Genomic DNA, 19,951 nt, shown 5'->3' on the forward strand with positions numbered 1-19,951 from the left:
TTTCATACCACGCATTGCATAAGAGTTGTATTCTTTTCAGGTGTTTAATGTGATCTGTAATATAATTGTCATCTTAACGACATATTCTAGTACTAAGTCAAAAAAGGTAGAGATTTAAATGGCACAAGCCGAGTTTTCATTGCAGGAAAAAGATAAGAAACGACTGATAAAAGATCGTTTAGTTCGACTTGCAGTGACATCCGGTGGTGTCGGCGTACTTGCGGCGCTTATTTTGATCTTTGTCTACCTCGCCATGGTGATCATTCCGCTTTTTTCTGATGCGGAGATCAAAACCAACCAAGCCATTCGAGCCACTCATATTGAAACACCACTTGCGATTTCAGTGGATGATTACGCTCAGCTCGCGTTCGTTCTAACCCAAAGTGGTGAGATTCAATATTTGTCGATGGACGATCCTACGAAACCTGCGGTGTATACACAGCAAATCGCCCAGAAACCCGTCGCTTTCTCTCAATCTGCTCCTGGGCTAGGTTGGTATGGATTTGTTGATGGGCAGGGTAAAGCGAACCTTTTCAAGCCAGAATTTAATGCCACATTGAGAGAAAATACACGTCCTCCGGAAGTGATTGAGCTAGACACCAGCATGGATCTGACACTAAGTACGCCTCAAGATCCTGTGACTCAGTTTGTATTTGCAGCTTCGACGCCCTTACCAACGGTTGTTTGGCAGACGCAAAGCGGTGAAGTGAAAGCTCGCTGGCAAGTGGCTTCGTCTTTGGGTACGTCTCCTACAACGATCGATTTTACGTTCTCTTCAGGCTTTAATACGCCTCAGCAAATGTTGTTGACACCTGACGGTGAAACGCTTTATTTGCGCGATGGCTCTGAGTTGATCGTGTTAAAGAAAACCGCACGTAAATTTGCTGTGCGAGAGGTGGTCGATCTCACTCAAGGTGATAAGAAGCATTCCGTTCGTACGATAGACTTATTGGCTGGTGCTTACTCGCTTTTGGTGACGCACAACGATGGTCGGGTGTCGCAATGGTTTGATACGCTGCAAGAAGAAAAACGCACGTTAACGCATATTCGTGATTTTAAATTGGCATCAGAGCTTAAGTATTTGTTGCCGGATTCTCATCGAAAAGGATTTTATAGCTTTTACACCAACGGCACGTTGCAAAGCCATTATACAACCAGTGAAAAACTGGTGTTGTTTAAGCGTGCGTATAATCAAGCGCCCGCAATCGCAGCAATGTCTAACAATGAACGCTACTTAATCACTTGGCAAAATAATGCGTTAAATGTTGCGGAAGTGGACAATGCCTATCCGGAAATTTCATTGTCTTCATTATGGCAAGAAGTGTGGTACGAAGGGTATCCTGAGCCTGAATTTGTGTGGCAATCGACTTCGGCGAGCGATAACTTTGAGGCTAAGTTCAGCCTAGTACCTATTGCGTTTGGAACGATAAAAGCGGCGATGTTTGCGATGCTGTTTTCAGTACCGCTCGCAGTGCTAGGTGCTATTTATACGGCTTACTTTATGTCGCCACGCATGCGTCGTGTCGTAAAACCGTCGATTGAGCTAATGGAAGCACTGCCGACGGTGATCATTGGTTTCCTCGCGGGATTGTGGTTCGCGCCTATTGTCGAAGATCACCTGATTACGATCGTCGTTATGCTGTTTGTTTTGCCCTTGAGCACCATGATTATGGGCGGGCTATGGGCATTAATACCGCAACCTTTGCGGAATCGTCTGCCTAATGGTTGGCATGCTTTAGTGCTCATGCCTGTCATATTGGTACTGATTGGGTTTGGAGTGTGGATTTCGCCTACGATTGAGCAGACGTTCTTTGGTGGCGATATGCGCTTATTCTTAACCGAGCATGGTATTGGTTACGATCAACGCAATGCATTGGTGGTGGGGCTAGCGATGGGGTTTGCTGTTATCCCGACGATTTTTACCATTGCCGAAGATGCTATTTTCTCTGTACCGAAGCATTTATCGGATGGCTCTTTGGCATTAGGGGCCACGCCTTGGCAAACTTTAATCTATGTTGTCTTGCTTACTGCAAGCCCAGGTATTTTTTCTGCCATTATGATGGGCCTGGGACGCGCTGTTGGCGAAACCATGATTGTGTTAATGGCAACGGGCAATACGCCATTAATGGATTGGAATATTTTGGAAGGATTGCGCAGCCTGTCGGCGACCATCGCCGTTGAGTTGCCAGAGTCGGAAGTTGGAAGTTCGCATTATCGCCTGCTGTTCCTAGCTGCATTGATTTTGTTTGTGTTTACGTTTGCAGTAAACGCGCTTGCGGAGTGGGTTCGTCAGAGACTGAGAGATAAGTACCGTGCGTTGTAATAATGGTTTGAATAAAGAGCGAGTAATAACGTGTTAAATTGGATTCGTTCTGGCGCACCGTGGATATGGCTAACAGGCGGTGCAGTCAGCATCAGTTTGTTGTCGGTATTAGGGTTGTTACTCCTTATCGGCTGGAAAGGCCTGACTTACTTTTGGCCAGCGCCCTTGTATCAGTGGAATGTTGCAGCGCTGACTCCTGTACAAGGCGAAGTGCTACATGAAAATACTATTCTGATTGGTCAAGTGTATGAGCGCAGCTTTGTACCGAAGAGTTATTTGCCTGAAAGCGCAGCACAACAGTTAGAAGACGATGAAGATTTTGCCACGCGACTCAACATCAAAATCGCTAACCGAGAGTTGTATCCCGCCGATTTTATCTCCGTATTGCAAATGCAGTTGGATGAGCCCACGACGCCAAAAGAGTGGGCGGTGATAGAGCGCAGTAGCGGTGGTTATTTCTTTGGTAAGCTGGTGGCGTTTCAAGATGGCGATAATATATACACCAGTGATATTCAATCGGTACTAAATAAAAAGCTTGATGATGCAGAAACTCTGCGCCATGAGATTGATTCTTTGGTGGTCGATCAGCTTAAAGAGCTTGGTTGGAAGCTAGAGCAGTTGCGATTAGAAAAGCGCAAGCATGAATTGAATGACTCGCTGACAGAAAGCTTCTTAAAGGAAAATCAGACGAAAAAAGAGCAGATAGAAAAAGCGCTTGCGACGTTAGATTTGCAACTTGATGGTTTACGACTTCAGCTCTCTGACTACGCCTTGATTGCCGAGGATATGACGGGGTCACAAGTATCGATTCCGCTCGAAGATATTTTGGACTACTGGTATCCAAACCAAATGTCACTGCCTGATAAAGTCATGCATTGGGGAAAACAGGTTTGGAAGTTTTTATCTGAAGATCCAAGAGAGTCAAACTCCGAAGGAGGCGTGTTCCCTGCGATATTTGGTACGGTTTTCTTAGTACTCATTATGTCGATCATTGTGATGCCACTTGGGGTGATCGCCGCTATCTATCTACATGAATACGCTAAGAATAACGCTCTAACCAGAGTGATTCGTATTGCAGTTATAAACCTAGCGGGTGTTCCATCGATTGTTTATGGCGTGTTTGGTTTAGGCTTCTTCGTTTATACGATAGGTGCCTCTATCGACAACGTATTCTATGCGGAGAAGCTACCGGCACCAACCTTTGGTACGCCGGGTTTGTTATGGTCTGCACTAACTCTTGCCGTGCTGACGCTTCCAGTTGTGATTGTGACTACTGAAGAAGGTTTAACTCGTATTCCGAGCTCAGTACGACATGGTTCTCTGGCGCTTGGTGCAACTCAGTTCGAAACACTATGGCGTGTGGTTTTACCTATGGCGACGCCAGCTATTATCACAGGTTTGATCCTTGCGATTGCACGTGCAGCTGGCGAAGTAGCGCCACTGATGCTGGTGGGGGTCGTGAAATTGGCATCCAGTTTACCGGTTGACGGACAATTCCCTTATGTGCATTTGGATAGAAAGTTCATGCATTTAGGTTTTCACATTTACGATGTTGGCTTTCAAACCTCCAACATCGAAGCGGCGCGACCATTAGTTTATGCTACCTCTTTCTTACTCGTGACAGTGATTGTCGGGCTAAACTTAACAGCAATCAGTATTCGCAATAATTTACGAGAAAAATACAGAACGTTAGGACAAGATTAAGTATGTTTAATTTTGATAGTACATTAGGTTATGAGCCACCATTGGATGTTCATAATTTAACGGATGAACAAACAGCCATCTCAATCGAGAACCTTAATCTGTTCTATGGTCAAACTCAGGCGCTGCATGATATTTCGATGCGAATTCCCAAAGGGCGAGTCACCGCTTTTATCGGTCCTTCAGGGTGTGGAAAGTCGACGTTATTACGTTGCATCAATCGCATGAACGACTTAGTGGAAGGGTGTCGAGTCACAGGTAAAGTGCGTCTCCACGGCAAGAATGTTTATCATCCTAATGTCGATGTTGCGACACTTCGACGCCGAGTGGGGATGGTGTTTCAAAGACCCAATCCATTTCCTAAGTCTATTTATGAAAACGTAGTTTATGGCTTACGCTTACAAGGTGTAAAAAACAGCCGCAGTTTAGATGACGCAGTGGAGCGATCCTTGCGCTCGGCGGCGTTGTGGGATGAGGTAAAAGACCGCTTGCATGAGAACGCATTTGGCTTATCTGGTGGTCAGCAACAGCGCTTGGTCATTGCACGTGCGGTGGCGATTGAGCCGGAAGTCCTGTTATTGGACGAGCCAACATCAGCGTTGGATCCAATCTCAACTTTAACTATTGAAGAGCTTATCAATGAGCTGAAGACTCAATATACTGTCGTTATCGTTACCCATAATATGCAACAAGCGGCGCGAGTGAGTGATCATACTGCATTCATTCATATGGGTAAGTTAATTGAATACTCTGACGCGGATTCGATCTTCACTTCGCCAATGAAGAAACAGACCGAAGATTACATTACGGGTCGCTACGGTTAAGTCGCGACTCTATACGGAATAAGGAACATCATGCACTTTGGACGTCATATTTCAGGACAATTTAACGTAGAGCTAGAATCGATTCGTACTCATGTATTAACCATGGGGGGCTTGGTAGAACAGCAGCTTTCGTATGCTATTCAAGCCTTGCATAAAGAAGACATCGAACTGGCGCGTAAGGTTGTGCGTGACGATCATAAAGTGAATGCGATGGAAGTCTCGATCGATGACGCCTGTACACGCATTATTGCTAAGCGTCAGCCAACGGCAAAAGACTTGCGCTTAATTATGGCTATCATCAAAACGATCACTGATTTAGAACGTATCGGTGACGTGGCGACACGTATTGCTTACGTTGCCATTGAAAGCCCATCATCAAAAGAACGACAATTCCAAGTGTCGTTAGAGCCTCTCTGCCGTCAGGCAATTAATATGCTGCATCAGGTTTTAGACGCGTTTGCCCGTATGGATGTAGAAGCGGCAGCAGAGGTGCACAAACAAGATGACAAACTAGACGCCGAGTATGAAGCGGTGATTCGTCAGTTGATGACTTACATGATGGAAGATCCAAAAAATATCCCTAATATTCTGCAAGTGATGTGGTCTGCACGCGCGATTGAACGCGTGGGGGACCGCTGCCAGAACATCTGTGAATACATTATTTACTTTGTGAAAGGGAAAGATGTACGCCACCTAGGTGATCAAAGTATTGATGACGTACTGAAGTAACTGACTTCAACAAATAGACCAGCTTTTAGGCTGGCCTATTTATTAGAGAGAAGGAAAGCACGTTAATATTTATCAGGAACGAAGGTCTGATCATCAATGGGCGCTCTGACGTAACCTTCTTTATTGAGTTCAGGTAATTCGATGGGTGAGTACTCAAGTGCTTTGTAATCAATCTGGCTTAGTAAATGACTGATACAGTTCAAGCGCGCTTTCTTTTTGTCATCTGAAGGGACGACCCACCAAGGGCAGTTTTTCGTGTCTGTATAGGCAAACATCTTATCTTTTGCTTCCGAATACTCCGCCCAGCGATGACGTGACTCTAAATCCATTGGGCTGAATTTCCAACGTTTGATCGGCGTATTAATTCGACCTAGAAAACGTTTTTCCTGCTCTTCGTCTGAAACCGAAAACCAATACTTAATCAGAATAATCCCAGAGCGTTGCAACATTCTCTCGAATTCAGGGCAAGAGCGTAAAAACTCCTCGTATTCGTCTGGAGTACAGAACCCCATGACTTTTTCGACACCTGCTCGGTTATACCAACTTCGGTCAAATAAAACGATTTCACCAGCAGATGGTAAATGAGCGACGTAACGTTGGAAGTACCATTGCGTTTTTTCTTTTTCGGTCGGTGCAGGCAGAGCCACTACGCGACAAACACGCGGGTTTAGCTTTTCTGTAATTCGCTTTATCACTCCGCCTTTGCCCGCAGCATCACGGCCTTCAAACAGAACAACCACTTTTAACCCTTTGTGTTTGACCCACTCTTGAAGTTTTACGAGCTCAACTTGAAGGTTTTTGAGCTCCTTTTCGTATTCCTTTTTCTTCAATTTAGACATACACCTTTCCTCACTCCTTGATAAACAATATGTTAGCACTCAAAAGCTATGCGCGTGAGGTTACGGTGGTCTATTTGAGAGTTGCTACGACATCGGTTATGGCTTGTGTACTTGTGATGGGGATTAAAAAATCATCGACATCGGATGCGCCCATTTTGCTTTGTTCAGCAACAAAGGTCATTTGGCTAGGGCGTGTGGTTTTGCCTGACAGATGGATTTCAGGAACTTGAGTGTCTTCTACTAACGCACGTACGTTACTCGCATTAACGCCAGCCCCCGCCATGATTGCTATGCGTCCTTGGGCTTGCTTAACCAAAGCTCTAAGCACATCGATCCCTTGTGGTGCTGAAGGCGCAAGACCGGAGGTTAAAATACGTTCACAACCTAAGCTGATCACTTCTTCCAAAGTTTTTTCAGCGTCACGACACTGGTCAAAGGCACGATGGAAGGTCACGCCTAAGCCAAGCGCTTGAGCAAATTCACACAGCGCAGCCGCGTAAGGCATATGAATATCACCGTCTTGAGTGAGCACGCCGAACACGACACCGCTCAAGCCTGATTGGTGAGCCGCTTCAATATCCCAACGCATCATTTCGATCTCTTCTTCATTGTAGAAGAAGTCACCTTGGCGTGGGCGGATCATGGCATAAACTGGAACACTCGAAAGCTTAGCCGCTTGCTGCATAAAACCATAACTGGGTGTTAGTCCGCCTAAAGCCAAAGAGGAGCAAAGTTCAATCCGAGTGGCGCCGCCAGCAATGGCGTAGTGCAGAGATTCAATATTATCAATACAGACTTCTAGGTGAGTAACCACGTTCATTCATCCTGCTAACGTTACAAATAAGTGTTGTGGCTAAGATATTAACAGGGCCAGTAAGCAGAATCTGTATGGAGGAGATGATAAATAGAGGTAAAGTTTACGCTAAAGCGTTACCTCATTTTGGCGGTTTATCTGAAGGAAAAAGAAAGCCCAGAGCAGAGGCTCTGGGCTTTGATAGGACTTTACTTAGACTGATTGGCGTTTGCGGTTTTCCGCATTAGCTTATTGCTTTATATACATCCAACCATCACACCCGTTGAGCTAGGGTGAAGGTCTATTATTTTTTGCCTAGGTCAGCTGCGTGCTCAGATAGGAACGCTGCAACACCTTTTGGAGATGCGTCCATACCTGCTTTACCTTCTTCCCATTGTGCAGGACATACTTCGCCGTGCTTCTGGTGGAAGTTAAGAGCGTCAACCATGCGTAGCATTTCGTCGATGTTACGGCCTAGTGGTAGGTCGTTAACTACTTGGTGACGTACAACGCCTTCTTCGTCGATTAGGAAAGAACCACGGAAAGCAACGCCTGCTTCTGGGTGCTCAACGTCGTAAGCTTTACAGATTTCGTGCTTAACGTCAGCAACTAGTGGGTACTTAACTTGACCGATACCGCCATCTTCGATAGCAGTGTTACGCCATGCGTTGTGAGAGAACTGAGAATCGATAGAAACACCGATTACTTCAACACCTTTAGCTTGGAAGTCAGCTAGACGGTTGTCGAATGCGATTAGCTCAGATGGGCAAACGAAAGTGAAATCTAGTGGGTAGAAGAATACTACTGCTTTCTTACCTTTAGTGAACTCTGCAAAGTTGAAGTTTTCAACGATTTCACCGTTACCTAGAACAGCTGCTGCAGTAAAATCAGGGGCTTGACGACCTACTAGTACCATTTTTTTGCTCCTAAAAAGTATGGTTAGCTCCAAACCGAATTCAGTTGTGTCGGTTTGGTTCGTGTTTGTACGAGACAAACTATAGTACAGATTGTAGTATTGAAAAAAGCGAAATAAATAGATTGAGTTAATCGAAAAAAACGATAATAACAAAACTCTTAACTCGATCACTGGAACGGCGGTAGATACAAATACAATTATGAATAAATGGCCCAGTTTGAAGCAGTTACACTATTTAGTCACACTGCATGAAACAAGACATTTTAGTGACGCTGCAGAGCGTTGTTTTGTCAGTCAGTCGACTTTAAGTAAGGGTATTCAAAACTTAGAGGAATTGATAGGTTGTCCCTTATATGAAAAGAAAGATAAGAAAAGTCCACTGGTTTTTACCCAAACAGGAGAAATGGTAGTAAAGCAGGGGCGAGAGCTGTTAGCAAAAGGGCAAGATTTGGTCGAGCTTGGACGTATGTGCCAAGGCGACGATATGCAAGGCCAGCTAAAAGTAGGATGTATACCAACAATTGCTCCGTTTTTACTGTGTGATTTGGTACAAGAGGTGAACTACCGTTTTCCACAACTGAATCTTTTATTAAGAGAAGACACGACGACAAACTTACTTCAAGCGCTCAGACATGGTGAGCTGGATGTGCTTATTTTAGCGTTACCAGTCGAAATTGATGGGATGGAAAGCCGAGTAGTGGGTAAGGATCCGTTTCGAATGGTTATAAGCGCTAATCAAGCCCAATCGGTCCCTGTGCCGATTCGTTACGCGGATTTACCTGACGAATCCGTCTTTCTACTAGAGAAAGAACATTGCTTAACGGAACATGCGGTATCAGCGTGTAAATTAACAGACAAAGAAAAAATCAATCCGTTTACGGCAACCAGCCTCCATACACTGGTGCAAATGGTTGCGAATGGTTTGGGAACAACGTTCATTCCTCAAATGGCTATCGACCATGGCTTGCTGCATAACCAGAATTTAGTCGTGATCGATCCTCCTGGTAAACAAGCTTATCGCGAAATCGGCTTAGTTTGGCGTCCGAGCTCGTCAAGAACGAAAACATTTAATCAACTTGCAGAAGTCGTTTCAGAGCTGCTTTAGCTATTAGTATTAGCCCTTACTTCTCCATTATTTATCTAAAAGCGCACTGGAAACAGTGCGCTTTCTAGTATTTTATTCTGTTGGTAAACTTTGACTTGTAAAATTTTACAGCTCTTCTTTGATGAAGCTTTCATAAAATAGTGAAATTTCACAATGTTAATTTTACACAAAGCCCTGCATACCTTGTTTGACCCCTGTTTAAATACATCTCTTCAGCCCTTGTGAATACAAGGTGTTTGTTTACCAGTCTATATTCATACGCTTGTTTGAAATGATAAAACGACTTTAAATTTAATGTAATTTTATTACGTAATAACTTACAAAATAAGGCGCTTGATAGATGGTTTTTACCTTGCGGAATAAAACTTTGAATTTTCTGTTTTGTTTATATTGGGGGTTTCACTAAACCCCTTGTTGATATAGCTTATTTAAAGGCCGATACGACTTATGTCTAGATTGAAAATACACGTAGCATTACGCAATCTATCGGCATGGCTAGACGAGTTGAACACAAAGTTAAAGGATGTAATTTGTTGTTCATAACTTACAAATGTAGCTTTACGCTGACTGCCCAAGATTGATAAAGCACGTTAAGGATGAATGATTATGCTTGCTCAGACAGAACAAAAAACACAACAACTAAAGCAAACCCAAGGCATGCTTGAGGTGAATGGAGTCGTTGCTCCAGAACATCAAGCAATTTTCCCTGTTGAAGCCCAAACCTTTTTATCTCTACTGTGTGAAAAATTTGCCGGACGTGTTGAACAGTTGCTGGAAGCAAGAGAAGAGAAGCAAGCACGTATTGATGCTGGTGAGCTACCAGATTTTCTACCAGAGACACAAGACATCCGTGAAGGAAGTTGGAAGATCCTAGGAATCCCACAAGATCTGCAAGATCGCCGTGTGGAGATTACCGGACCAACTGACCGCAAGATGGTGATTAACGCACTGAATGCGAATGTAAAAGTGTTCATGGCAGACTTCGAAGATTCAATGTCTCCTGCATGGAGTAAAGTGCTAGATGGTCAAATTAACTTGCGCGATGCTGTTAATGGCACCATCAGTTACACCAATCCTGGCAATGGCAAACATTATCAGCTGGAAGATGACCCAGCGGTGTTGATCTGCCGTGTTCGCGGCCTTCATTTAAAAGAAAAACACGTTACGTGGCACGGTCAGATCATTCCAGGTGCGCTATTCGATTTCGCTCTGTATTTCTATAACAACTACAAAGCGTTACTTCAAAAAGGCAGCGGCCCTTATTTCTACCTTCCAAAACTGCAATCGCATCACGAAGCGAAGTGGTGGAGCGAAGTGTTCCATTTCACGGAAGACTATTTCGGTTTGGATACAGGCACGATCAAAGCGACTGTGCTGATTGAAACCTTACCAGCGGTATTTGAAATGGACGAGATTCTGTTCTCGCTTAAAGAACACATCGTTGGTTTGAACTGTGGTCGCTGGGATTACATCTTTAGCTACATCAAAACATTGAAAAAACACTCAGACCGAGTACTGCCAGATCGCCAAGTGGTAACGATGGACAAGCCATTCTTAAACGCTTACTCGCGATTATTGGTACGTACTTGCCATAAACGAGGTGCTTTCGCGATGGGAGGAATGGCCGCATTTATCCCAGCTAAAGACCCGAAAGAGAATCAAAAAGTATTAGACAAGATCCAGACTGACAAATCGTTAGAAGCTAACAACGGCCACGACGGTACTTGGGTGGCTCATCCAGGTTTGGCTGACACTGCTATGGAAGTCTTTAGTGCTGTGCTGGGTGAACGCACCAACCAGTTGGATGTGAGCCGTGCAGAGGATGCGCCTATTACAGCAGCTGAACTGCTTGAGCCTTGTGAAGGCGAGCGCACTGAAGGCGGAATGCGCCACAATATTCGCGTTGCGCTGCAATACATCGAAGCTTGGATTTCTGGCAATGGTTGTGTGCCGATTTACGGACTGATGGAAGACGCAGCAACGGCAGAAATCTCACGCGCCTCTATCTGGCAATGGATTCAACACGGCAAGTCGCTAGACAACGGATTAGAGGTCACTAAAGAGCTGTTCGAGCTCTATCTCAAAGAGGAGATTGAAGTCGTGAAGCAAGAAATTGGCGAGCAGCGCTACCATGCGGGTCGATTTGAAGAAGCAGCAGACTTAATGGCAAGGCTCACGACGAGCGATGAACTGACCAACTTTTTGACAGTTCCTGGTTATGACTACCTGGATTAATAAAGAATAACTGTAACACCAATAACGTGAAGGATTTTCAAGGCAGATAGGGAAGTACTGCCTGAGAACGGAAACTCAACGCACACGCATAAAGTGCAAATTATAAAGAGGGATAGACCAATGACTAACTTAACTCGCCGCCAACAAATTGAAGCTCTGGAAAAAGACTGGGCAACTAACCCACGCTGGAAAAATGTGAAGCGTACTTACACTGCCGAGGAAGTGGTGGAACTGCGTGGCTCTATGGTGCCTGCAAACACAATTGCACAACGTGGTGCAGACAAACTTTGGTCACTGGTCAACGGTAGTGCGAAAAAAGGTTACGTAAACTGTCTTGGTGCGCTAACGGGTGGTCAAGCCGTTCAACAAGCTAAGGCAGGTATTGAAGCGATCTATCTGTCAGGCTGGCAGGTAGCGGCGGATAACAACACCGCTTCGACGATGTATCCAGACCAATCTCTTTACCCAGTAGATTCTGTACCGTCAGTAGTAAAGCGTATCAACAACTCATTCCGTCGTGCAGACCAAATTCAGTGGGCTGCTGGTAAGACGCCTGAAGATGAAGGTGGTATTGATTACTTCCTACCTATCGTAGCGGATGCTGAAGCGGGCTTTGGTGGTGTGCTTAACGCTTACGAACTAATGAAATCGATGATCGAAGCCGGTGCCGCGGGCGTTCACTTTGAAGACCAGTTAGCATCGGTGAAAAAGTGTGGTCATATGGGGGGTAAGGTATTAGTTCCTACGCAAGAAGCGGTACAAAAGCTCGTTGCAGCTCGTTTGGCTGCTGACGTAGCGGGAACAACAACATTAGTTATTGCTCGTACTGATGCGAATGCGGCGGATCTCATTACTTCAGATTGCGACCCATATGATAAAGACTTTATTGAAGGTGAGCGTACTCAAGAAGGTTTCTACCGCGTTCGCGCGGGTATCGACCAAGCTATCTCTCGCGGTCTGGCTTACGCACCATATGCAGACTTGATTTGGTGTGAAACGGCTACGCCATGTTTGGAAGAAGCACGTAAGTTTGCAGAAGCAATTCACGCTGAATACCCAGATCAATTGTTGGCGTACAACTGCTCGCCTTCATTCAACTGGGAGAAAAACCTAGATGCAGAAACCATTGCTAAGTTCCAACAAGAGCTTGCAGACATGGGCTACAAGTACCAATTCATCACGCTAGCAGGCATTCACAACATGTGGTTCAACATGTTTGAACTGGCACACGCTTACGCTCAAGGTGAAGGTATGCGTCATTATGTTGAGAAAGTTCAGCGTCCTGAATTCCAAGCAGCTGAAAAAGGCTATACGTTTGTTGCGCACCAACAAGAAGTAGGTACAGGTTACTTCGATAGAATGACCAATACTATCCAAGGTGGTAACTCTTCAGTGACAGCATTGACAGGTTCGACCGAAGAAGACCAATTCTAATTGGCAGAGAAACACTTCCTTAATCAGCGTCAGTAATGGCATTTTGAGCGGCAACCCTGCCGCTCTTTTTTCGTTTAACCGGTGTAAAAACGAAACTTACAACAAAGAGAATACGCTTGCGTACTACTCTTCCTGCTCGATTTCTTCAGGTTCCACTTCTTCTTGTAGTTCCAATAAGTTAATCGCAATCGTCACGAAGTCACTATCAGTAATAATGCCGACCAATCGACCTTTGGTGACAACAGGTAGACAGCCAACTTTATGCTTTTGCATATAGATAGCGCTCTCTTTGAGCCCCGCGATAGGCTCTGCCGTCATGATGTTGGTGTGCATCATTTCGTAGAGCGGTGTGTCTAAAGTAAAAGATTGTTCAGCCTCATCTGGATGCAAGCTCGATTCTTGAGCAGCAAGAATGTCGCGTTGAGTCACCAAGCCTTGTAAGTGGTTATTGGCATCAACAACCGGAATGTGTCGAATATCAAGCGCATCCATCATGCTTTTTGCATCACGCAAGGTGTGCGTGCGCAGTAAGGTATGAGGATTACGAGTCATCATGTCTTCAACCTTGATCATAGAGACCTCCAGCGGCATTGTCCTTCTCTTAAATATAGAGAATATTTTTCTGTATATCTGGGAGCTAACTCGTTTTTCATCAATTAAATAGCACAATGCTGATGGGCTGCGTAATCTGTGTTTTATCGGTGTTTTTATTAATTTGAATAAGTCGGTTTGTGTGCGAGTCAGTTGGCATTTTTAGTTGATATTGAATGTGTTCCCAAGGTAATCCAATGAATTGAATCGCACATTTTTATTCGCTGGATTTTCCAAGATTCTTCTCTCGAAGAAGATACGTCCAGGCTTACCAAATTGAAGACAGCAACCTAGATGAAACGAACAACGTGTAACAAACTTATTGCGCTGGCAGTGGCGGCATTCAGTGTGCCATCAACACAGGCGATTGTGTTAGGAGATGAACAAACCGATCCTGTTGACCGCGTTACTTTGCGAGCAAGTAATATGGCAGAGTTTCCGCTGTGTGGTGGAACGATGCTGACAGAGCAATGGGTACTGACTGCGGCGCACTGTGTGGTGATGGGACAAGGAACCAATGAAGCAACCTACTATGTGACCCCGCCGGGTGAGCTGTCGGTGAATGCGAATGTGTATGAACTTAATTCTGCAGGGCTTGATAACTTCTATCCGGTGTCTCACGTTGTGGTTCATCCGGATTACACTCGGATTTCAAAAGCTGAGACCGACAGTAATGGCAACGTGAAACCTATCCAAACCGGTTTAGATTCAGACATCGCGTTGCTGTATCTCACGCGCCCAGTGGCAAACGCGAGCTTTGCTGACCTAGCGAGTAAAGTTGACATGGAGAGTATCGAAGCACGTTTGGTGGCGGATTGGAATGATAATTACCTGACCAATCAACGTGTCGAAAATGTGCAAGTGTTTGGATGGGGGACTACTCAGCCGGATGCTTCTGAACCTTCTAATACGCTCAAAACCACCATTAGCACATTTTTACCCATCGACAAATGTTATGAGCGTTTAGAAATTGGCAGCAGTTTTCCGGGGATCATTGATTCAAGAGACAACCAAACCAAAATTTGTACGCTACCAACACAAAACCATGTATTGGAGCCAGATAGCCATACTCAATATGGCAACTCTGCATGTAAAGGTGACAGTGGTGGCCCGTTGGTCGATGTGGCGACCGGCAAACAAATTGGTATTGTTAGTGGCGGCCCCCTTATTCTACCAACGTGTGGCTCTTTGACGATCCCAAGTTTCTACACCAAGGTGAGCCACTATTACGACTGGGTACAGTCTTACATCACTGCCGATGCGCCACCAAGTCGTTACATCATTGCGCCGAATTTTATCAAAAGTGCTAACAATGAAAGTGGTGACAATAAAGAGTGTCACGATGGCATTGCGACCAATAACTGTGATTTCAAAGGCTCAGATGATGAAGGTGGCAGTCTAGGGTTTTGGTTATTGGGTTTATTCGTGCCGTTATTCTTGTGGCGAAAGCGTGAGGTTTGATAGGGCGATTGGAATGCCAAACTAATAAGCAGCGGTATACGCTGCTTTGCTTTTTTCATGTTCTCTCTTTTGGGCTCAAATTAAAAATAGTGCCAAGTAATCGAGGCTTTTCACGTTTTATTACACTCTTCACCATGGCTTTTACTGCTATATTCTGGTGATTTGCTTGCTATTGCAGCATGTAAACATATACTAGTCTGCTGCGAAAAACTCGTCGCAATTTTATCGTCGCCTAGACGTGATTTGACCAATAGATAAGACAAGTAACATGCAAGTATCAGATTTCCATTTCGACCTTCCAGATGAACTCATCGCTCGCTACCCTCAACCAGAGCGTACCGCTAGCCGACTGCTGCAAATGGACGGCAATACCGGAGAGCTCATTGATGGCACATTTACTGATGTATTGGGCCAAGTTCAACCCGGTGACTTAGTGGTGTTTAATAATACACGTGTTATTCCTGCTCGTCTTTTTGGCCGCAAGGAATCGGGCGGTAAATTAGAAGTGCTAGTGGAGCGCATGTTGGATGAGAAAAGCATCCTCGCGCACGTTCGTTGCTCTAAATCACCAAAACCAGGTACAACCATTATTGTTGGCGAGAATGATGAATATTCAGCAGAAATGGTTGCACGCCATGATGCTTTATTTGAACTGAAATTTAGTTCTGATAAGACGGTACTAGAAATTCTGGAAGAAATCGGCCATATGCCGCTTCCTCCTTACATCGACCGTCCAGACGAAGATGCAGATAAAGAGCGTTACCAAACGGTATATAATCAAAAGCCAGGTGCGGTTGCGGCACCGACGGCGGGCCTTCACTTTGATGATGTTCTCTTGGAGAAAATCAAAGCGAAAGGTGCAGAGTTTGCTTACGTTACTTTGCACGTTGGGGCGGGTACATTCCAGCCAGTAAAAGTGGAAAATATCAACGATCACCACATGCATGCCGAGTACGTAGAAGTACCACAAGAAGTCGTCGACGCAATTAAAGCGACGAAAGCGCGTGGCGGACGAATTATTGCTGTTGGTACCACATCTGTGCGTTCACTTGAAAGTGCAGCGCAAGACGCATTGCAAAAAGGGACTGAGCTGGCCCCATTCTTTGGCGATACTGAAATCTTTATTTTCCCTGGTTACGAATATCAGCTAGTGGATTGCTTGATCACAAACTTCCACTTGCCTGAATCAACACTGATCATGTTGGTGAGTGCATTTGCTGGATACGAGAACACCATGAATGCTTACAAACATGCGGTGGAAAACAAATACCGTTTCTTCTCGTATGGCGATTCAATGTTCATCAAGAAGAAAACGGCGTAGTTAAAAATAGATTTACGAGTGCTAGCAGTAAGCTAGGAAATAAAGCATCCATTGCTTTGTCTCTCGCAAGGAAAAGCGACCGCTCCTTAAAGTAGGGTAGAGCCCTAAACACTCAGTCAGACTGTTTCTCTGACACCCGGAGGCATCGTGAAATTAAAATTCGATCTTAAGAAGAAAAACGGCAATGCACGTCGTGGTCAACTGACTTTCGAACGCGGCACTGTTCAAACTCCTGCGTTCATGCCAGTAGGTACTTACGGTACCGTTAAAGGTATGACACCAGAAGAAGTAAAAGGTACTGGTGCAGAAATTCTGCTAGGTAATACGTTCCACCTGTGGCTACGTCCTGGTCAAGAAGTGATGAAAATGCACGGTGACCTGCACGATTTTATGAACTGGCACGGTCCTATTCTTACTGATTCAGGCGGCTTCCAAGTATTCAGCCTTGGTAAGATGCGTACGATCACTGAAGAGGGTGTTCACTTTCGTAACCCAGTAAACGGTGACAAGATTTTCATGGACGCAGAAAAGTCGATGGAAATTCAAAAAGACCTGGGCTCTGACATCGTTATGATTTTTGACGAGTGTACGCCTTACCCAGCGACACACGATGAAGCGAAGAAATCGATGGAAATGTCATTACGCTGGGCACAGCGTTCACGTGACCACTTCGAGAAGCTAGAAAACCCGAACAACCTATTTGGTATTGTCCAAGGTGGTGTTTACGAAGATTTACGTGATGTGTCGGTAAAAGGTCTAACGGAAATCGGTTTTGACGGTTACGCGGTTGGTGGTTTGGCAGTAGGTGAGCCTAAAGAAGACATGCACCGTATTCTTGAGCATACTTGTCCTCAACTTCCTGAAGACAAACCTCGCTACTTGATGGGCGTAGGTAAGCCAGAAGACTTGGTTGAAGGTGTTCGTCGTGGTATCGACATGTTTGACTGTGTAATGCCAACGCGTAACGCACGTAATGGTCACTTATTTGTGACTGGTGGTGTGATCAAGATCCGTAATGCGAAACATAAAACGGATACAACACCATTGGATCCGCATTGTGACTGTTACACTTGTCAAAACTACAGCAAGTCGTACCTTCACCATTTAGAGCGTTGTAATGAAATCTTAGGCGCTCGCTTGAATACAATCCATAACCTGCGTTACTACCAGCGTCTGATGGAAAGCATTCGTAAAGCAATTGATGAAGATCGCTTCGATGAATTTGTTACTGAGTTCTATGAGCGTCGTGGCCGTGAAGTGCCACCACTAGCAAAAGAGCAGTAATTGAAAAACTAAAAGAATTAAAGCCTTTGGCATGTCGCCAGAGGCTTTTGCTAATAAAGTAGGCTAACGCACGTTATTTTTGAGAGAGCGATCTCTATTAGTTACTCTCAGACTTGAATCTAAAATGCGAAAGCCCAATTTGTTTGATTATCAATAAAATATAATGAGGATGTTTTAATGTTTATTTCTCAGGCTCACGCAGCAGCAGAAGGCGCGCCAGCAGGCGGTGGTTTTGAAATGCTAATCATGCTTGGCATGTTCGCAGTGATCTTTTACTTCATGATTTACCGCCCACAAGCGAAACGCGTAAAAGAACACAAAAACCTAATGGCTTCTATGGGCAAAGGCGACGAAGTTTTAACTAGCGGTGGCCTAGTGGGTAAAATCACTAAGATTGCTGAAGACAATGACTACATTTCAATTGAGCTTAACGCGAACAATGAAGTAGTAATCAAGAAAGACTTCATCACTGCAGTGCTACCAAAAGGTACGCTTAAGTCTCTATAAAACAGCTAAAGGATCCTCGCTGTGCTAAACCGTTATCCATTATGGAAGTACTTGATGGTGCTTTTTGCCATCATCACCGCTGCGTTATACGCACTTCCAAATATCTACGGTGAAGATCCGGCTATTCAAGTTACAGGGGCGCGTGGCGCCTCTGTAGATATGTCAACGCTGGATGCTGTCACTACTGCTCTTAACAAAGAGCAACTTTCTCATAAATCCATTGCTCTCGAAGATGGATCAATTCTTGTTCGTTTTAACGACACTGACACACAAATCAGTGCTCGTGATGTCATCAGCGAAGCGCTAGGCAAAGACACAATTGTTGCACTTAACCTTGCACCTTCTACACCCGATTGGCTAGAAGCGATTGGCGCGTCACCATTGAAGCTAGGTCTTGACCTTCGCGGTGGTGTTCACTTCTTAATGGAAGTGGATATGGATGCAGCGATGGAAAAGCTTGTTGGTCAACAAGAAGAAGCTTTCCGTAGCGAACTTCGTGACGCCAAGATTCGTTACCGTGCAATCCGCCCTTCTGGAAAAGAAGCGGTAGAAGTGTTGTTGCGTAACGAAGAGCAATTAGCAGAAGCGAAAGCAACGCTAGAAAAGAATCACCCGGACATGATTTTTGTCGATTCTGATTCAAATGGCCGTTACGCTCTTACTGCAACCTTTACTGAGCAACGTTTACAAGAGATCCGTAACTATGCTGTTGAGCAAAACATTACGATTTTACGTAATCGTGTCAACGAACTAGGTGTTGCGGAACCATTGGTTCAACGTCAAGGTGCTAGTCGCATTGTAGTTGAACTGCCTGGTGTTCAAGACACTGCTCGTGCAAAAGAAATTCTCGGAGCTACGGCAACGCTTGAATTCCGTGAAGTTGATGATAAAGCTGACCTATCGGCAGCGGCAAATGGTCGTGCGCCAGCAGGTAGTGAAATCAAGATGGACCGTGATGGTCGCCCAGTTGTGCTTAAGAAGCGCGTTATTCTTGGCGGTCAAAGCATCACAGATGCAAGCTCAAGTGTTGATGAATATGGTCGTCCACAAGTTAACATCTCGCTAGACAGCGAAGGTGGTAATAAGATGTCTGCGTTCTCTAAGAAGAACATTGGTAAGCTAATGGCTACCGTGTTTGCAGAATACAAAGACAGTGGCCGTCGTACGCCTGAAGGCAAAGTTATTCTGGATAAGCATGAAGAAGTCATCAACCAAGCAACGATTCAATCGGCTCTTGGTCGTAACTTCCGTATCACAGGTATCGACTCTGCTGCAGAAGCACACAACCTAGCACTTTTACTACGTGCTGGTGCACTGATTGCACCTATCTCTATCGTTGAAGAACGTACCATTGGTCCATCAATGGGCCAGCAAAACATCGATATGGGTATCCAAGCATGTATCTGGGGTATGGTTGCCGTAATGCTATTTACGCTGCTTTACTACCGCGGCTTTGGTTTGATTGCAAACATTGCTCTAATGGCAAACTTAGTGCTTATCATTGGTGTTATGTCGATGATTCCAGGCGCTACCATGACGCTTCCGGGGATAGCCGGTATCGTGTTAACAGTCGGTATGGCAGTTGATGCGAACGTACTGATCTTCGAGCGTATCCGTGAAGAAATTCGTGATGGACGTAGTCCACAACAAGCGATTCACCAAGGTTACGCGAATGCATTCAGCACGATTGCTGATGCGAACATCACAACACTAATTACTGCAATCATTCTATTTGCGGTCGGTACAGGTGCGGTGAAAGGTTTCGCAGTTACTCTATCTATCGGTATCTTAACTTCAATGTTCACCGCCATTATTGGTACACGTTGTATCGTGAACCTGATCTACGGTGGCAAACGCGTTGATAAATTGTCGATCTAAGGCTGGGAAT

Annotated in this window: 16 protein-coding genes; 12 read left to right on the forward strand and 4 right to left on the reverse strand. The window is 44.9% G+C overall.

All coding sequences use genetic code 11. The annotated features are described in order from the left end of the window. Nucleotides 1-118: 118 nt before the first annotated feature. From R7M72_RS20410 to phoU, 4 genes are read left to right on the forward strand one after another with little or no spacing between them, the layout of a single operon-like run. Nucleotides 119-2,323 (forward strand): ABC transporter permease subunit, encoded by a 2,205-nt coding sequence (locus R7M72_RS20410; protein WP_315956862.1) that lies wholly within the window; start codon nucleotides 119-121, stop codon nucleotides 2,321-2,323. Nucleotides 2,324-2,353: 30 nt separating this feature from the next. After that, nucleotides 2,354-4,027, forward strand: coding sequence for a phosphate ABC transporter permease PstA (pstA, locus tag R7M72_RS20415; protein ID WP_315956863.1), 1,674 nt, complete (start codon nucleotides 2,354-2,356; stop codon nucleotides 4,025-4,027). A 2-nt stretch (nucleotides 4,028-4,029) separates the two neighbouring features. Beyond that, nucleotides 4,030-4,848, forward strand: a complete 819-nt coding sequence (gene pstB / locus R7M72_RS20420) for a phosphate ABC transporter ATP-binding protein PstB (protein ID WP_005381745.1) — start codon at nucleotides 4,030-4,032, stop codon at nucleotides 4,846-4,848. Between the two features lie 30 nt (nucleotides 4,849-4,878). Then, a complete protein-coding gene (phoU, locus tag R7M72_RS20425) occupies nucleotides 4,879-5,577 on the forward strand; it encodes a phosphate signaling complex protein PhoU (protein WP_005381744.1) in 699 nt (232 codons plus the stop codon). Nucleotides 5,578-5,639: 62 nt separating this feature from the next. Here the strand turns inward: phoU and ppk2 are convergent, their stop codons facing one another. The 3 genes from ppk2 to R7M72_RS20440 form a co-directional block, all read right to left on the reverse strand. Further along, nucleotides 5,640-6,416, reverse strand: a complete 777-nt coding sequence (gene ppk2, locus R7M72_RS20430; protein ID WP_005381743.1) for a polyphosphate kinase 2 — start codon at nucleotides 6,414-6,416, stop codon at nucleotides 5,640-5,642. A 70-nt stretch (nucleotides 6,417-6,486) separates the two neighbouring features. Beyond that, nucleotides 6,487-7,230, reverse strand: a complete 744-nt coding sequence (locus R7M72_RS20435) for a copper homeostasis protein CutC (protein WP_086026665.1) — start codon at nucleotides 7,228-7,230, stop codon at nucleotides 6,487-6,489. Between the two features lie 283 nt (nucleotides 7,231-7,513). Continuing rightward, entirely contained in the window at nucleotides 7,514-8,125 is a 612-nt protein-coding gene (locus tag R7M72_RS20440) for a peroxiredoxin C (protein ID WP_005381738.1), read from the reverse strand. 199 nt (nucleotides 8,126-8,324) lie between these two features. On the opposite strand from R7M72_RS20440, the gene R7M72_RS20445 reads away from it, so the two are divergent. From R7M72_RS20445 to aceA, 3 genes are all read left to right on the forward strand, one after another. Next, nucleotides 8,325-9,230 (forward strand): hydrogen peroxide-inducible genes activator, encoded by a 906-nt coding sequence (locus R7M72_RS20445; RefSeq protein ID WP_005383681.1) that lies wholly within the window; start codon nucleotides 8,325-8,327, stop codon nucleotides 9,228-9,230. Between the two features lie 606 nt (nucleotides 9,231-9,836). Beyond that, nucleotides 9,837-11,465 carry a malate synthase A gene (aceB, locus tag R7M72_RS20450; RefSeq protein WP_315956866.1) on the forward strand — a complete coding sequence of 543 codons (1,629 nt, stop codon included), beginning with the start codon at nucleotides 9,837-9,839 and terminating at the stop codon, nucleotides 11,463-11,465. A 120-nt stretch (nucleotides 11,466-11,585) separates the two neighbouring features. Further along, the gene (gene aceA / locus R7M72_RS20455; protein WP_005381733.1) at nucleotides 11,586-12,899 is read left to right on the forward strand and encodes an isocitrate lyase; all 1,314 of its coding nucleotides are present in this window, start codon (nucleotides 11,586-11,588) and stop codon (nucleotides 12,897-12,899) included. Nucleotides 12,900-13,022: 123 nt separating this feature from the next. Here aceA and R7M72_RS20460 read toward each other — a convergent pair whose 3' ends face one another. Further along, a complete protein-coding gene (locus R7M72_RS20460; protein ID WP_017820562.1) occupies nucleotides 13,023-13,472 on the reverse strand; it encodes a CBS domain-containing protein in 450 nt (149 codons plus the stop codon). 312 nt (nucleotides 13,473-13,784) lie between these two features. On the opposite strand from R7M72_RS20460, the gene R7M72_RS20465 reads away from it, so the two are divergent. The 5 genes from R7M72_RS20465 to secD all read left to right on the forward strand — a co-directional run bounded on the left by R7M72_RS20465 (nucleotide 13,785) and on the right by secD (nucleotide 19,941). Then, the gene (locus R7M72_RS20465) at nucleotides 13,785-14,951 is read left to right on the forward strand and encodes a trypsin-like serine protease (RefSeq protein ID WP_053302967.1); all 1,167 of its coding nucleotides are present in this window, start codon (nucleotides 13,785-13,787) and stop codon (nucleotides 14,949-14,951) included. Nucleotides 14,952-15,219: 268 nt separating this feature from the next. After that, nucleotides 15,220-16,272: a tRNA preQ1(34) S-adenosylmethionine ribosyltransferase-isomerase QueA gene (gene queA / locus R7M72_RS20470; protein ID WP_025768859.1), complete on the forward strand. Its 1,053-nt coding sequence runs from the start codon at nucleotides 15,220-15,222 to the stop codon at nucleotides 16,270-16,272. Between the two features lie 147 nt (nucleotides 16,273-16,419). Continuing rightward, nucleotides 16,420-17,556, forward strand: coding sequence for a tRNA guanosine(34) transglycosylase Tgt (tgt, locus tag R7M72_RS20475; RefSeq protein WP_005381727.1), 1,137 nt, complete (start codon nucleotides 16,420-16,422; stop codon nucleotides 17,554-17,556). A gap of 177 nt (nucleotides 17,557-17,733) precedes the next feature. Next, nucleotides 17,734-18,063, forward strand: coding sequence for a preprotein translocase subunit YajC (gene yajC, locus R7M72_RS20480; RefSeq protein WP_005381725.1), 330 nt, complete (start codon nucleotides 17,734-17,736; stop codon nucleotides 18,061-18,063). Nucleotides 18,064-18,084: 21 nt separating this feature from the next. After that, on the forward strand, nucleotides 18,085-19,941 hold the full coding sequence (secD, locus tag R7M72_RS20485) for a protein translocase subunit SecD (RefSeq protein WP_005381724.1): 1,857 nt from the start codon (nucleotides 18,085-18,087) through the stop codon (nucleotides 19,939-19,941). Nucleotides 19,942-19,951 lie beyond the last annotated feature (10 nt).

It is taken from the genome of Vibrio sp. YT-18 (assembly GCF_033337345.1).
GTDB lineage: Bacteria > Pseudomonadota > Gammaproteobacteria > Enterobacterales > Vibrionaceae > Vibrio > Vibrio alginolyticus.

Coding starts and splice junctions, on each gene's coding strand:
- pstB (WP_005381745.1), top strand. CDS start 4,030: ATGTTTAATTTTGATAGTACATTAGGTTATGAGCCACCATTGGATGTT.
- R7M72_RS20460 (WP_017820562.1), bottom strand. CDS start 13,472: ATGATCAAGGTTGAAGACATGATGACTCGTAATCCTCATACCTTACTG.
- queA (WP_025768859.1), top strand. CDS start 15,220: ATGCAAGTATCAGATTTCCATTTCGACCTTCCAGATGAACTCATCGCT.
- ppk2 (WP_005381743.1), bottom strand. CDS start 6,416: ATGTCTAAATTGAAGAAAAAGGAATACGAAAAGGAGCTCAAAAACCTT.
- R7M72_RS20465 (WP_053302967.1), top strand. CDS start 13,785: ATGAAACGAACAACGTGTAACAAACTTATTGCGCTGGCAGTGGCGGCA.
- aceB (WP_315956866.1), top strand. CDS start 9,837: ATGCTTGCTCAGACAGAACAAAAAACACAACAACTAAAGCAAACCCAA.
- phoU (WP_005381744.1), top strand. CDS start 4,879: ATGCACTTTGGACGTCATATTTCAGGACAATTTAACGTAGAGCTAGAA.
- R7M72_RS20410 (WP_315956862.1), top strand. CDS start 119: ATGGCACAAGCCGAGTTTTCATTGCAGGAAAAAGATAAGAAACGACTG.
- aceA (WP_005381733.1), top strand. CDS start 11,586: ATGACTAACTTAACTCGCCGCCAACAAATTGAAGCTCTGGAAAAAGAC.
- R7M72_RS20440 (WP_005381738.1), bottom strand. CDS start 8,125: ATGGTACTAGTAGGTCGTCAAGCCCCTGATTTTACTGCAGCAGCTGTT.
- yajC (WP_005381725.1), top strand. CDS start 17,734: ATGTTTATTTCTCAGGCTCACGCAGCAGCAGAAGGCGCGCCAGCAGGC.
- R7M72_RS20445 (WP_005383681.1), top strand. CDS start 8,325: ATGAATAAATGGCCCAGTTTGAAGCAGTTACACTATTTAGTCACACTG.